The organism is Psychromonas sp. SR45-3 (assembly GCF_014163575.1).
GTDB classification, from domain to species: Bacteria; Pseudomonadota; Gammaproteobacteria; order Enterobacterales; family Psychromonadaceae; genus Psychromonas; species Psychromonas arctica.
In genome coordinates, this window is record NZ_JACJDP010000020.1 from 62,065 (window position 1) to 76,246 (window position 14,182).

Below are 14,182 nucleotides of genomic sequence, written 5' to 3' on the forward strand. Positions count from 1 at the left end.
CTCGCTTTAAAAGTTTATAAGATTAAGTGAGGGCAATCCAGCTCGCTTCTTCTCACTTTAATAGGTAATGCTTAAAGATTAACTGGACTTAACTCTTACCTATTAATTAACAGCTTTTAACTTTTGAACATCATTTTGCAATATCATTGCGATACACTTCAATGAAAATAATGGTATTGGTTTCTTAAATGATATTTGAGCGTCATTAATGAGTGCATTGTATTAACAGCTCTGTATTTTTTGATCTATCTCTCTTTATCAAGGCAGATGTAGGTGATTCATTTTGTAAGCTGAAATATATTGCTATTAATTGCCTACTTTATGAGTTAAGCATTTGCAAATGTAAACCATAAAATGCAAAAATAAGCTGGCTTACCTTAAAGGATATTTTAATGCTCAACATTCCCAATTTATTGACCTGTTTTCGAATTCTTCTGATCCCTGTATTTGTAGTTATTTTTTATCTACCGATATCTTGGTCAGCACCCCTTGCCACGTTTATTTTTTGGTTAGCAGGCATAACTGATTGGTTAGATGGTTATTTAGCACGTCGTTTAAATCAACAAACTCCCTTTGGCGCATTTTTAGATCCCGTCGCAGATAAAATTATGGTAGCCGTTGCGTTAGTGATGATTGTTGAACATTATTCGGTTATCTGGATAACTGTACCTGCAATGATTATGATTTGTCGCGAGATTATTATTTCTGCATTACGTGAATGGATGGCTGAATTGGGTGAGCGAGCAAGTGTCGCTGTTTCATCTATTGGTAAAGTTAAAACCGCATCGCAAATGTTGGCATTGTTTTTGTTAATTTGGCAACATTCGGTAGAAATGGAATGGGTAGGCTTTACTTTCTTATATGTAGCAACAGCATTAACGCTATGGTCAATGATTGTTTATCTTGCTGCTGCTTGGCCGTTACTTAAAAAGAGTAATGAGCTGTAAATTGCTGAATATGTAAACGCTTCGTCTAAAAAAACGTCGAACGAGTTAAAAGAAGTAAAAAAGTCGATAATATCTATTGACTCATTGTGAAGAATCATTAGAATGCGCACACATCGAGAGGGGAAACAGTTTCTGCTTCTTCTTGAGATAAACATAGTGATGCGGTACTAGCTCAGTTGGTAGAGCACGACCTTGCCAAGGTCGGGGTCACGAGTTCGAGTCTCGTGTACCGCTCCAAATGTTTTGGCGGAATGGCAGAGTGGCCATGCAGTGGATTGCAAATCCATCCACCTCGGTTCGACTCCGGGTTCCGCCTCCATTACAATCTTTGCCCGGGTGGTGAAATCGGTAGACACAAGGGATTTAAAATCCCTCGACTTATGGTCGTGACGGTTCAAGTCCGTCTCCGGGCACCAATTTCATAAAAGAACCAGCTTATAGCTGGTTTTTTTATATCTAAAATTTGAGCTTCTAATATATCCGCTCTTTGATGACAAACCCCCGCATCTAATTCTGGTCGTGACGGTTCAAGTCCGTCTCCGGGCACCAATTTCATAAAAGAACCAGCTTATAGCTGGTTTTTTTATATCTAAAATTTGAGTCTCTAATATATCCGCTCTTTGATGACAAACCCCGCATCTAATTCTGGTAGTGACGGTTCAAGTCCCTCTTCGGAAAACCATTTTATAAATTAATTAGTTTAAAGCTGTTTTTTATACTTGAAGTTAGAGTGTCTAATAAAAGTGTTGCTTGAAAGATCTTTTTTGAAAGAAGTTGAGAGAAATGGCTGAGCAGAACAGTTATACCCATCTGGATAAATAAATGGTCTATTTAGGCGTTAGGGAAAATGGATGATAGCAAGGCGTTGATTGCAGTAACTAGTTATTCTCTTACACAAAATAGTATGGAATAATTTTGAACAGCTTTAGCTGGCCACAGAGTGGTGAAGAACAGGAGGTTCTGAATCAAATCAACAACGAAGCTAGGATTCATTTTAACAAGCATAAATGAATAGATCATTACTTATATTGGAATTAATAGCTCATTGTTATTTAAGCTGGTTTATACGTTTTGAGCCCCTTATAAATCGCTCGTCATCTTAATAGATTGATAATATCAGCAGATAAAGCTGGTTGTTTAGCGTTTATTAATAACATTATCTATTAATGGGTAATTAAACTAGCCATGTGAGGTAACTCTAAATGGGTGTCGGTTTTTTTTGCATAATTAGGCAAGTTAATATTTTAAAGAAATTATCTTATTGAAAATAAAGTGATATATTTTATGGCATATTTTTTGCTTTATACCTTGTTAGAGATACATAAATTGCTGCCTACTTGTTATTTGAACAGATAGTAGTAAAAACTAAAGGATAATACTTATGTTTAATTCGAAAAAATTATTTACGACCATCACTACTAGCTTGTGCTTAATGTCAGTATTTATTGTGCCGAGTGTTCAAGCATCATTAATTACTACTACACCCACTTCAATTGTTAGCGTATCTGTTGATGGCGATGCGAACTTTGCAGGTGTTGTTGACAGTGGTACTTTATCTGCTACTGAGGTTATCGCACGTGAACGAGCTGAGTTAAGTCAAGAAAGTAAACGTATTGCAACTTTTCTTAATTTCGATTTAAGTAACTTAACAGCAAGTAACGTTAATGCTTCAGGTTTCTCTGCATTATTTAGTCTTGATTTTGTTTCTCGTTTAAACGATAAAAATAACTTAACTGTTTTATTAGGACAAGTTGAAAGTGCTTGGAGTGATGCATCTGGTTCTTTACCTTTATTTGAATATGCTCAAGCTTCAAGCAATCAAAAAGACTTAGTAAGCAACGTTAAAACCGATGCATTTGGTACTTTTACTGTTGATGTGACTGGTATTGTTCAAGGCTGGGTAAATGGCGTTCAAGACAATAACGGTTTAGTTGTATTTGGTGAGTCAACGGTATTCCAAGGTGCTGGGTTTAATAATCCTTCATTAATCGTTAATGTGCCTGCACCAACAACTATTGCGATTCTTGGCTTAGCGTTAGTTGGTTTATCATTATCACGTAGAGTGAAAAAATAATGCTAATCAATACCTAGATTGATTTTTAGGTATTGTTAGGTTTAGGTCTTGTTATTTAGGTACAGTTAGTACCGTTACTAAGTAATGTAATAAATAGCCTCTTAAAAAGCATCAATCGTTATGATTGGTGCTTTTTTGTTTTAGTCTGTTTTTATTTTAAACAAACATTAGCAGGAGGCAAAGCTTTGGTTTTTCGATGCACTTACGCGACTAAGCCTTTTTCTGGATCAGTAGGCCTGTGATTATCAATACTAACCCAATGATAGTTGCAGGATAGATAGTCTCTCCAATAATTTGACTTAATAGCACTAAAGAAACAAAGGGCGAGATAAAAATTAAATTACTTATCTTACTGGTGCTTTCTGCGTATTTAAGTGCGGTTAACCAAGCCACAAAAGCCAGACCCATTTCAAATAGACCGATGTAAGCAGCACCTAACCAACCTTGCCAAGCGGTGATATTAATATCATCGAATATTAATATAGTTAACAACACCATGGGTAAACTACATAAAAAACAGAGCAATAAAGCGACCATTGGGTCAGCATCATTCTTACTATTAAATATCCAATAACAGGCCCACAGTATGGTGCTTAGCAGCGCCAAAACTACACCCATAGGGCTTTCAAAATCAAGTGCGAATAGGTTTCCTTTAGTGGCAATAACCAATGCCCCAAAATAGCCTAAGGTAATCGCGACAATGTCATTCCTACGTAATTTTTGCCCTAGTACTGGTATAGCCAATAACGAGAGCGTGATCGCCCAAGTATAATTTAGTGACTGTGCTTGTTGCGCAGGTAATAAATCATAGGCTTGGAAAAGCAAAAAATAATATAAAAATGGATTAATTGCGCCCATTAAAAGATAGAAGTAGGGCCTTTTTAAAAAACTTGTTTTAAGCAAAGTTATTTTATGTTGTCGATAACAAATAAAGAGCAAAACTAAGCTACTGACTAAGCTAGCTGCAAGCAGCATCTGTAATGCACTAAAATAAGTTAAAGTTATCTTAAATGCAGTGGCAACTGTCGACCACATCAATACAGCGAGTAGCGCAAATAGGGTGGCGGTTTTTTGGTTCTTGATCATGACGGATTACTCTATGGAATGCTTCTATCAGACATTTGATGATATTAATATGAAGGTACTTTAATTTGAAATTTTTTATGCTTGACTCACTTCTATTTCAAATTACTTTTACTTTAAAAAACTAAATTTTTGAATAACTTAAAATCAACCTTGTGATTTTGAACATTTTTTTGTTAAATTATTGTTATTTTTATTGAGTGCTTTGATTCGTAGGATCTTTTTCACTTACTTATCTATGGCCGTTAGCACTTCTTTTTATATTGAGAATATCTTTAAATCTGGGTTCGTTCATTTTTGTACTTTGAAGTGTCATACGTATAGTCTTATCGCTAGCTAAGTGATCTTATTGTTAGCTAGCTGAGTATTATTTAATAATTTTTCTTAATTCCGTTGCAATAAATTCTGCAATCCAAGGCTGAGCAACTACTTTAGGGTGTAAACCGTCACTCATCATCCATTCAGGTTTAGTGATCACGTGTTCTAAAAAGAATGGCATCAGAGGAACGTTTTTTTGTTCGCTTAAAGCTGGGTAAATGCTTGAAAAAGCTTCGCTGTAACGTTTCCCATAATTAGTCGGGACACGAATTTGCATTAAAATAGGCTGCGCATTTTGTGCTTGGATATTATCAATAATAATGCTTAAATTATTATTGATAATAGTGGGTGAAAAACCACGTAATCCATCATTTGCTCCTAATTCAATTAAAACATAATCAGGTTGATGTTTTTTTAACAAAGCCGGTATACGCGCTAATCCATTGCCACTTGTGTCACCTGATATACTGGCGTTTACAACGTTAATTTTTTGATTTTGTTGTTTTAATTGTTCCGGTAATAATACAGGCCAACTTTTCTCCACTGGCATTTGGTAACCGGCACTTAGGCTATCTCCCACAATCAGTAACGTGTTACTGTAAACGAAAGACGAAAATAGCAATGAGAATAATAAGGAAACGAGTTTAATCATGAGTCAATCCATTATAAGTGTTAAGAATATTACTAAATCAGTAATAAGCAATGATAACGAACTATCTATCCTAAAGGGGATTTCCTTTAACATCAATGCCGGTGAATCGGTTGCTATTATGGGAACCTCGGGTGCAGGTAAGTCAACCTTGATGAGTTTACTTGCAGGACTAGACCAACCGACATCAGGTTCTATTACTTTGTTAGATTCAACTATCTCTGCGATGGATGATGAGCAAAGGGCTAAAATCCGTAGTGAATCAATCGGATTTGTGTTCCAAAACTTTTTGCTTATTCCTTCTTTAAACGCCTTACAAAATGTCACCTTACCGATGGTACTCCGTGGTAATGAAGATGAAGCCAGCAATAATCAAAAAGCCAAACAACTGTTAAACGAAGTAGGGCTGTCAGGTCGCGAAACTCATTTACCGACTCAACTTTCTGGTGGAGAGCAGCAGCGAGTTGCCTTAGCACGTGCTTTTGTCACTGAGCCTAAAGTTCTTTTTGCTGATGAACCCACGGGGAATTTGGATCAGAAAACAGCGCAAAATATTATTGAGCTGTTATTTAAGATGAATCAAGAGCAGGGCACAACCCTGATTTTAGTGACTCACGATGCAAACCTCGCTAAGCGTTGCCAACGCACGCTGATTATTAATGATGGTCAATGTCAGGAAAGTGCATGAAAACCAATAAAATGATAATAAGCTGGAGCTGGCGAGAGATCTGGTTTGGTCAATTATGGCCTGTGATGGTGGCATTAACGCTAATTATTGCCTGTGTAGTGGCATTATCGACCCTTGCGTTACGTGTCGAGAAAGTGATGACAAACCAAGGCCGTTCTTTATTAGCGGCTGATCTTGTCTTTCGATCGTCTAACCCCATTCCTAATACGTTAGTTGAACAAGCCCAAAAAGCCGGACTCACGGTCTCTTCACAAAGCCGATTTCAGACCATGGCATTTAGTGATCTCAAGATGCAATTGGTCACGGTTAAAAGTGTAGAAACAAATTACCCGCTGCGTGGGATGTTAAATTTAACCAATAATAGTGAAACCGTTGCTCATCAAGTCAACCCTGGTGAGTTATGGATCTCACCTCGGTTATTGTCGCTACTAGATGCAAAAATAGGTGAAACATTAGCGATTGGTGATGCAGACTTAACTATTACAGGGGTGATCAAAGATGAGCCTGAACTGGCTTATAACCCTTTTAATAGCATTCCAAATCTCTTTATTCATGATGCTGACCTTGAAAAAACAGGCGCAGTACAAGTGGGTAGCCGAGTACGCTATCGACTATTTATCAATGGAGACCTATCTGCCTTAGCGGCTTTACAACAGGACTACTCATTACAAGCTGGTGAATCTTGGGTTGATCAAAATAAAGAAAGCCGTGCCGCAAGGTTAATGGGGAAAGCCAAACAGTATTTATCGTTAACCATTTTAATGGTGATCTTAATGGCTGCGGTGACCTTGATTTTGACTTGTTTACACTATGCTCGAAATCGCAGTGAAACGGTTTCAATGTTAAAAAGTATGGGAGCGAGTCGCGCGTGGTTAAGAATATGGTTAAGCACCCAAGTGCTGATCATGTTTGTTGTGGCATTTGTTGTCGGGAGTGCAGCAGGGCTGTTGTTAGAGTTTTTATTACGCTTACCATTAGCTGATATTTTACCTAAACAATTACCTAGCGTTGGGCTACAACCATTTATGTTTGCCATTGGCGTTGCACTTTGTATCGGTTTACCTGCGTTATTAATCCCATTAACTCGATTATTAGATGCTCCTGCAATTAATGTTATTCAGCAGCAAGCCACCACACATTATTCCAAAACTAGCTGGTGGTTATTGTTATTACCGATCAGCGCATTAATTGTGTTTTATGGTAGTAATAAATTAGTGTGGATGGTGTTAGTCGGCTTATTGGTTTTATTTGTGTTGCTCGCTGCACTCAGTTATGGATTGCTAAAAGCACTGGGGAAACTTAAATGGGGCGCAGCATTTAGCTTGGCTTTAAGCCGTATTAATCGGTCACCCAAAAATAGCATGATGCAATTAGCGGCATTGGCCGGTTCATTAATGTTAGTGGCATTGATTTGGTTGATTAAAAGTGACTTATTAGGTGATTGGCAACAGACTTTAGCCGCGGATGCTCCGAATGTGTTTGCTATTAATATTAGCCCTGAGGAACAACAGGGTTACCTGCAGCAAGTTGATACATTGCAATTACCGCGCAGTGATGCATTTGCCATTATCAGAGGTCGCCTTACTGACATCAATGCAATAAGCACCACCGAATTGGCTGCTTATGAAGATAAAGATGTCCGTATCTTAAAACGTGAAATTAACTTTACCTGGGCGAAACAACTACCGGTTTATAATGACGTTGTCGCTGGTGAATGGACAGGTGAAAAAACCGTTTCTATTGAGCAAGAGGTTGCCAGTGAACTAGGTATAACCTTAGGTGATAAACTGACTTTTGAAGTGAATAGCCAACCTTTTACAGCGACGGTTAACTCTATTCGTGCGGTTGAATGGCAAAGCTTAAAACCTAACTTTGTGTTTATATTCAGTGAAGACGTGATTGCTGATTTACCTGCAACGTGGATGGTTAGTTTTAGAGCAGGCCAAGATCAAACTCCATTAGTTAATCAATTAGCACGCTCATATCCAACCGTTACTTTGTTAGATCTTCGTACTATGGCAGATAAAATACAGGGATTATTAAGACAAATTTCATGGTCTTTAACTGGGCTTGCTGCCTTAGGGGTAATGGCGGGTATTTTATTAATATTCACTTTATTACGTTTAAGCTTGAGTGAACGTAAAAGAGAGATCACCTTATACCGTACGTTAGGTGCGAGCAAAAAACGTATCAGCCATACTTTGTGGGCTGAATATGGGTTGTTAGCATTGAGTGCTGGTTTGGTGGCTGCACTTGCTGCGGAGGTTATTTTAGCGAGCTTGATGACGTGGGGATTTGAATTACCTGCACAGCTGCATCCAAGTATGTGGGTGGTGTTACCGTTACTGGCTGTGTTAGTGGTTTCTGTAAGCTTAAGTTCAGTGATTAAAGCATTGTTAAAGCCGCTAAGATAGTCTCACTCGTGTGCTAATTAATATAAAATAAAGTCCCATTATGATTGAATTTGAGCAATATAAAACGCGCAATAACCGATGTGACTTTATTTCTTTATTGTTAAATAATTTTTAGCATAAGATTGCAGTAAAATAAGCTTGTTTTATAGTTGCACCTAAGTACAAAAGTCCGTAAACTTCGGCTCTCACTTTATCGCTGAATTAGTGATCGGCGATAATAATTAAAATAGGTTATTCACATAACCACAAAATATCGGAGTACGTTATGTCACTAAGTGCAGAACAGAAAGCTGAGATTGTAGCAAAATTTGGTCGCGCAGAAGGCGATACTGGTTCACCTGAAGTTCAAGTTGCATTGTACACAGTACAAATCAACCACCTTCAAGGTCACTTTAAAGAGCACATCCATGATCACCACAGCCGTCGTGGTCTATTACGCATGGTTAGTCAACGTCGTAAATTACTTGACTACTTAAAGCGTAAAAATGTTGCAGCTTACACAGCATTAATCGCAGAATTAGGTCTACGTCGTTAATTTCGACTTAAATACTGATTTTAAAAAGAGCCTAAGGGCTCTTTTTTTGTTTGTATTCAGGTAAATTGACAGATGAATTTACCTGTTATCAAATAAACAAAATTTAGGTCGTATTTTTTATAATCGACATAGATATTTTTGATCTTAAATTAAGACAATAAAACGGTCGACTTAGCCTTAACAAGAACATTAGAATATTACAGTGATCTACTAACCATTTTACCGATAGGTATTTGAATAGGTACTTGGTAATGTTGAAGTTAACTGGTACCGTTAAGCGCAATATATTAACGCCAAATGAAAATAAATGTCTTAAGTTTATTGATTGGTATGACATCAACTCTTCTATACACAAAGCTTATATCGATTATATTAAATACGTGATTCTAGTCATAAATAGAATACTTATTTATTATGGTTGCTATTACCTAAGGGATTAAATTATGAAGCTAAATTCAATTGTTAAAAGTACTCTTCTGGCTGCTGCAGTCATTTCTACAGGTTTGCAAGCTAAACCTGTTTACGTTGCAACCACTGCGATTGTTGAACACCCTGCACTAGATGCAGTTCGAGACGGTGTTAAATTAGTTTTAGAAGAAAATGGTTACACGGGTGACGAATTAAAATTTACTTACGAAAGTGCTCAGGGCCAACCCGCTATTGCTGCACAAATTGCACGTAAAATGGTCGGTGATGAACCTGATGTGATTGTTGCTATTGCAACACCTTCAGCGCAAGCAGCTGTTAGCGTGAGTCGTAATATCCCGATTGTGTTTTCTGCAGTAACGGACCCAATTGGTGCTAAGTTAGTACCGACTTTAAAACAACCAGGCAGTAATGTTACTGGTTTATCTGACATGGTGAATGTGAGACAACATTTAGCCTTGATCAAAGAGTTTGTGCCTAACTTAAAAACCGTTGGTGTACCGTACAATCCAGGTGAAGCTAATTCTGTTTCAAGTGTTGCAGCGTTAAAAATAGCGGCTGCTGAAATGGGTATTGAAGTAATTGAATCTGCAGCGCCTAAATCTGCTGATGTAATGATTGCAACAAAACAACTGGTTGGCAAAGTAGATGCTATCTATTGCCCAATCGATAACACGATTATTAGTGCTGTTGAATCCGTCATTAAAGTGGGTATTGATGCGCAAATTCCTGTGTTTGCTGGTGATACAGATACTGTTTCTCGTGGTGCTGTTGCTGCTGTTGGTTACAACTACTTTGATTTAGGTCGTCAAACGGGTGATATCGTCGTGCGTATTCTCAAAGGTGAAAAAGCCGGTTCAATTGATGTCAAAATGGCACAAGGAACGGACCTTTATGTTAACCCTAAAATGGCTGCAAAAATGGGTGTAGAAGTACCAGCTACTGTACTTGCTCGTGCAACTAAAGTTATTAAATAAGAACGGAACAATATGTCACTTTTTTCATTTTTAGGTACGTTAGAAATTGGCCTCATTTATGGCTTGGTTGCCATTGGGGTATACCTTACTTTTCGTATTTTGGATTTTCCAGATCTAACCGTTGACGGTAGTTTTACACTTGGGGCTGCTGTTACTGCAACCCTAATTGTAATGGGCGTTAATGTATTATTAGCAACCCTCGCAGGGACCATTGCTGCCGCATGTGCAGGTTTGGTCACCGCTTGGTTAAACTTACGTTTTGACATTCTGCATTTGTTAGCCAGTATTTTAACCATGACTGCTCTCTACACTATTAATTTGCGTGTAATGGGTAAACCAAATGTAGCATTAATTATGGAACCGACCATTTTAACGCCTTTCGAGGGGATATTTGGTCTGCCTGACATGTATATGCGCGTTATATTTGTGGCTGTTTGTGCTTTGATTGGTGGGTTATTAGTCGCGTGGTTCTTAAAAACACAATATGGCTTAGCAATGCGCGCCGTAGGCTCTAATAAACGTATGGCGCAAGCCAATGGTATTGTGGTCAAGCAAAAAGTCTATGCTGGATTGGCTCTTTCCAACGGTTTAGTGGGATTAGCTGGCGCATTGTTCGCTCAAACCAATGGCTTTGCCGATTCCACAATGGGTATCGGTACTATCGTAGTTGGTTTAGCAGCGGTTATCATTGGTCAATCATTGTTTGCTAGCCGCTCAATGTATGTGATCGTATTAAGCTGTATTGTTGGTTCTGTATTGTATCGACTAGCTGTTTCTATGGCACTTAATGCTGATTTCTTAGGCTTTAGTGCGTCAGATTTAAACTTGATCACGGCAGTACTGGTTGCCTTGGCATTGATCTTTCCTAAGCTACGCAATGAATGGAAAGCTAAACAAGCAGCGAGGAAAGAAGCATGATTAGTTGTAAAGAGTTACATGTTACGTTTAATCGTGGTTTACCCACTGAAAAGTTAGCATTACGTGGCATTGACTTAACCATACCGCAAGGTGAATTTGTTACTGTTATTGGTTCTAACGGTGCAGGTAAATCAACGCTGTTAAATACAATTGCTGGTGATATCAACAGCACCAAAGGGCAAATTCTATTTGGTGAGCGTGATGTGACTAAAGTACCTGCAACGGGAAGAACAGCAGATATTGCGCGTGTTTTTCAAGACCCATTAGCAGGAACTTGTGGTGATTTAACCGTTGAAGAAAACATGGCGTTAGCTTATGGTCGAGGCAAAAGAGGGCGTCTTTCATCAGCACTAAACACTAAAACACGAGAAATTTTTCGTGAACAGTTAGCGCGTTTGAATTTAGGTATTGAAGACCGTCTAGAAAGTCAGATGGGATTATTATCTGGCGGGCAACGTCAATCCGTTAGTTTATTGATGTCGGCTCTACAGCCTAGCACTATTCTATTATTAGACGAACACACCGCGGCATTGGACCCAAAAACAGCGGCATTAATCATGGATATCACCTCACAAATTATTGCTGAAAAGCAATTAACCGTGATGATGGTAACCCATTCAATGCGTCAAGCGTTAGACCATGGCTCTCGTACTATCATGTTGCATGAAGGTAAAATTATTTTTGATTTAGCCGGCGAGCAACGTGCTAATTACGAAGTCAAAGATTTATTAAACCTATTTGCACAAGCGCGAACTGACGGTGAAGAATTGGATGATGATAAGTTGTTGCTAGGGGCTTAAATTACTTCGTTACTAGTAAAACAAAAAAAGAGCCTGAAGGCTCTTTTTTTATGCTTGCTAAATATTGTTAAATTGATGCATTTTTCCTTGCCAATAATTGATCATATGCTTAATGAAACTGATATTAGTTCATTGAATGTAAACCAATCATATTACCTTCAGAATCTAACACTAAACAAATAAATCCATATTCACCAATGTCCATTTTAGGTCTTTGTATTGAACCGCCGGCAGTTTTTGCTCTTGCCGCTTCAATTGCACAATCATCACATGCAAAATAAACAAGAGTACCGCCACCACCGGCAATAACATGATCCATCTTCACTAATGCACCAGTAGCACCATATTTTTCCATATCAGAAGGGAAAGCGAGCATCTGAATGCTTGATTCATTAGGATCTCCTAGTACTTCTAAATTAACCTCAAACACAGCTTCATAAAATGTTTTAGCTCTGGCTAAATCATCGACATAAATTTCAAACCAACCGACAGGGTTCATGGACATACTTTCCTCCTTAGTGATAACTTACTTTCTAAAAAATCAACGTAATGGATAACCTTAATAACAGCGAACAAGGGATAACAGTGAACAAGGAATGTACTTTATGTAAACTTAAGCGTGTTTGCAGAGAGGGCGACGACAAAAATTCAATTTTTAGACTTTATAGGTAATGAATTAAAATAAATATAATATGAACATAATCAATTTAAACCAGTAGTATTGTTTTTTTAATAATTATAAATTGAACTAGGAAAAGTAATGCGCCCAAGTGAACAATTAAAACAAACTTGTATTGATGATTGGTTAAAAGCAACAAACCATCCTTTTTGTATTGAGCTTGCAGATGGCAGCTTAGCATTGGATAAAATGCGCGTTTATTTAGCTCAGGATTATACTTTTATTGATAATTTTGTTCGCTTAGCTGCTTCCGCTATTCATCATGCTCCATCTCTGCCTGACCGTCTGCCATTAGCGCATTTTCTAGGGAATATAGCCGGTCCGGAGAATACCTATTTTCAACGGTCTTTTGACATATTATCAGTTGCTGACTCGAAGCGAACAGCACCTAAATTATTAACACCAACCAGTGATTTTCAAGCGTTAATGCTAAAAGCGGCTAACAGTGGTGAATATGGAAATATGGTCGCCGTGTTGTGCGTTGCCGAGTGGGTGTATTTAAGTTGGGCACAACCTGTTTTTGAACGTACAGATTACGCTAAATTGATTAAAACATTACCCTTCTATTTTGGAGAATGGGTAAACTTACATTCTGGAGAGTATTTTGAATCGGTAGTAGATCATTTACGTACTCAACTTGATATTGCATTTAATAATGCAGATGTACAGCAACAACAAAGTAAGCGTCTAGCGAACCACACCTACAATTTAATATTCCATGGCAACAAGCTATCGATATCGGGCTCTGGTTTGCACAGTTCATCAAGGCAAGCATTGACGTAATCAAATGGGATCAGACCATTTGCCTTGGCGGTTTCTACAATACTGTAAAGTGTCGCACTAGCATGGGCACCATTGGTCGTTTGGCTAAACAACCAATTCTTTCGGCCTATCACAAACGGTTTTACTGCTCGCTCTGCCCGATTGTTATCAATACTTAATTGACCATCATCTAGGTAGCGTATCAACTTCTGCCATTGATTGGCTAGATAGTTAGCGGCTTCTATTAGCTTGCTGTTACCGACTAATTGTCGCTGATTCTGTTCAAGCCATGTGTTTAGCTTATTAAGAATAGGCAAACTATCTGCTTGCCTTGCTGTGTATTTTTCATCGATACTTTTATCTTTAATACGGGATTCAATGCCATACAGTTTCTGGATGAGACTCAATACTACATCGGCTTTACCTGCTTTATTTTTGCCTTGTAGCTTTTTCGCGTCAATGAACTTGCGTCTAGCATGCGCCCAACAACCTACGAGGGTAGCCTGTGTTTTACCATAAGCTTGATAGCCATCAACATGCAAGTAGCCTCGATAACCATCAAGATAATCGACCACGCAGGTGGCTGCGCGACTATTGTGGAAGTCGTAAAGTACGATATTAGGGATAGAATGATTCGGGACTGGTGAGTCTTGCCCTGAGCAATAGACCCACATGTAACTATTCACTTTATCAGATTTGACCACTTTCAATGGCGTTTCATCGGCAAACAGCGTGGGCTGCTTTAGCAGCTCGTCTTTCAGTCTTTCAACTAAGGGGGCGAAGCGGATGGCTGATTTGTCTATCCAACTGCTCATGGTTTGGCGACTGAGCTCGATACCGTATTGCTTGAACATCGCTTCTTGGCGATAAAGCGGTAAACCATATTGGTATTTACTAGTAATAAGTTGAGCT

At 38.3% G+C, this 14,182-nt stretch carries 13 protein-coding genes and 3 tRNA genes; 12 read left to right on the plus strand and 4 right to left on the minus strand.

All coding sequences use genetic code 11. From position 1 onward, the window contains the following. Positions 1 to 392: 392 nt before the first annotated feature. The 5 genes from pgsA (at position 393) to H5084_RS11950 (ending at position 3,021) form a co-directional block, all read left to right on the plus strand. Positions 393 to 947 (plus strand): CDP-diacylglycerol--glycerol-3-phosphate 3-phosphatidyltransferase, encoded by a 555-nt coding sequence (gene pgsA / locus H5084_RS11930; RefSeq protein WP_028868866.1) that lies wholly within the window; start codon positions 393 to 395, stop codon positions 945 to 947. A 161-nt stretch (positions 948 to 1,108) separates the two neighbouring features. After that, positions 1,109 to 1,184, plus strand: a tRNA-Gly gene (locus tag H5084_RS11935). Between the two features lie 8 nt (positions 1,185 to 1,192). Further along, positions 1,193 to 1,266 (plus strand) — tRNA-Cys (locus tag H5084_RS11940). A gap of 11 nt (positions 1,267 to 1,277) precedes the next feature. Further along, a tRNA-Leu gene (locus H5084_RS11945) sits at positions 1,278 to 1,363 on the plus strand. Between the two features lie 965 nt (positions 1,364 to 2,328). After that, positions 2,329 to 3,021 carry a PEP-CTERM sorting domain-containing protein gene (locus tag H5084_RS11950; protein ID WP_182690618.1) on the plus strand — a complete coding sequence of 231 codons (693 nt, stop codon included), beginning with the start codon at positions 2,329 to 2,331 and terminating at the stop codon, positions 3,019 to 3,021. 210 nt (positions 3,022 to 3,231) lie between these two features. Here H5084_RS11950 and H5084_RS11955 read toward each other — a convergent pair whose 3' ends face one another. Further along, the gene (locus H5084_RS11955; RefSeq protein WP_037072483.1) at positions 3,232 to 4,107 is read right to left on the minus strand and encodes a DMT family transporter; all 876 of its coding nucleotides are present in this window, start codon (positions 4,105 to 4,107) and stop codon (positions 3,232 to 3,234) included. 364 nt (positions 4,108 to 4,471) lie between these two features. Beyond that, positions 4,472 to 5,074, minus strand: a complete 603-nt coding sequence (gene tesA / locus H5084_RS11960) for a multifunctional acyl-CoA thioesterase I/protease I/lysophospholipase L1 (protein WP_182690607.1) — start codon at positions 5,072 to 5,074, stop codon at positions 4,472 to 4,474. On the opposite strand from tesA, the gene H5084_RS11965 reads away from it, so the two are divergent. From H5084_RS11965 to H5084_RS11990, 6 genes are all read left to right on the plus strand, one after another. Further along, the gene (locus H5084_RS11965) at positions 5,073 to 5,759 is read left to right on the plus strand and encodes an ABC transporter ATP-binding protein (protein WP_182690608.1); all 687 of its coding nucleotides are present in this window, start codon (positions 5,073 to 5,075) and stop codon (positions 5,757 to 5,759) included. The genes tesA and H5084_RS11965 overlap by 2 nt on opposite strands. Then, complete coding sequence (locus H5084_RS11970) at positions 5,756 to 8,173, plus strand: ABC transporter permease (protein WP_259396785.1); 2,418 nt, start codon at positions 5,756 to 5,758, stop codon at positions 8,171 to 8,173. The genes H5084_RS11965 and H5084_RS11970 overlap by 4 nt, the downstream gene beginning before the upstream one ends. Positions 8,174 to 8,438: 265 nt before the next feature. Beyond that, positions 8,439 to 8,708: a 30S ribosomal protein S15 gene (gene rpsO / locus H5084_RS11975; protein WP_028870486.1), complete on the plus strand. Its 270-nt coding sequence runs from the start codon at positions 8,439 to 8,441 to the stop codon at positions 8,706 to 8,708. A 443-nt stretch (positions 8,709 to 9,151) separates the two neighbouring features. Next, positions 9,152 to 10,111: an ABC transporter substrate-binding protein gene (locus H5084_RS11980; protein WP_028870487.1), complete on the plus strand. Its 960-nt coding sequence runs from the start codon at positions 9,152 to 9,154 to the stop codon at positions 10,109 to 10,111. Between the two features lie 12 nt (positions 10,112 to 10,123). Continuing rightward, positions 10,124 to 11,029, plus strand: a complete 906-nt coding sequence (locus H5084_RS11985) for an ABC transporter permease (protein WP_028870488.1) — start codon at positions 10,124 to 10,126, stop codon at positions 11,027 to 11,029. Beyond that, positions 11,026 to 11,829 (plus strand): ABC transporter ATP-binding protein, encoded by an 804-nt coding sequence (locus H5084_RS11990; RefSeq protein WP_182690610.1) that lies wholly within the window; start codon positions 11,026 to 11,028, stop codon positions 11,827 to 11,829. The genes H5084_RS11985 and H5084_RS11990 overlap by 4 nt, the downstream gene beginning before the upstream one ends. Before the next feature lie 124 nt (positions 11,830 to 11,953). Here the strand turns inward: H5084_RS11990 and H5084_RS11995 are convergent, their stop codons facing one another. Beyond that, on the minus strand, positions 11,954 to 12,334 hold the full coding sequence (locus H5084_RS11995; RefSeq protein WP_182690611.1) for a VOC family protein: 381 nt from the start codon (positions 12,332 to 12,334) through the stop codon (positions 11,954 to 11,956). 255 nt (positions 12,335 to 12,589) lie between these two features. Between H5084_RS11995 and H5084_RS12000 the strand changes: the two genes are divergently transcribed. Then, positions 12,590 to 13,291: a TenA family protein gene (locus tag H5084_RS12000; protein WP_182690612.1), complete on the plus strand. Its 702-nt coding sequence runs from the start codon at positions 12,590 to 12,592 to the stop codon at positions 13,289 to 13,291. Here H5084_RS12000 and tnpC read toward each other — a convergent pair. Then, positions 13,210 to 14,182: IS66 family transposase (gene tnpC, locus H5084_RS12005; RefSeq protein ID WP_182690613.1), on the minus strand; the 973-nt coding region annotated here is incomplete at its 5' end. The two genes, H5084_RS12000 and tnpC, sit on opposite strands and share 82 nt — an antisense overlap.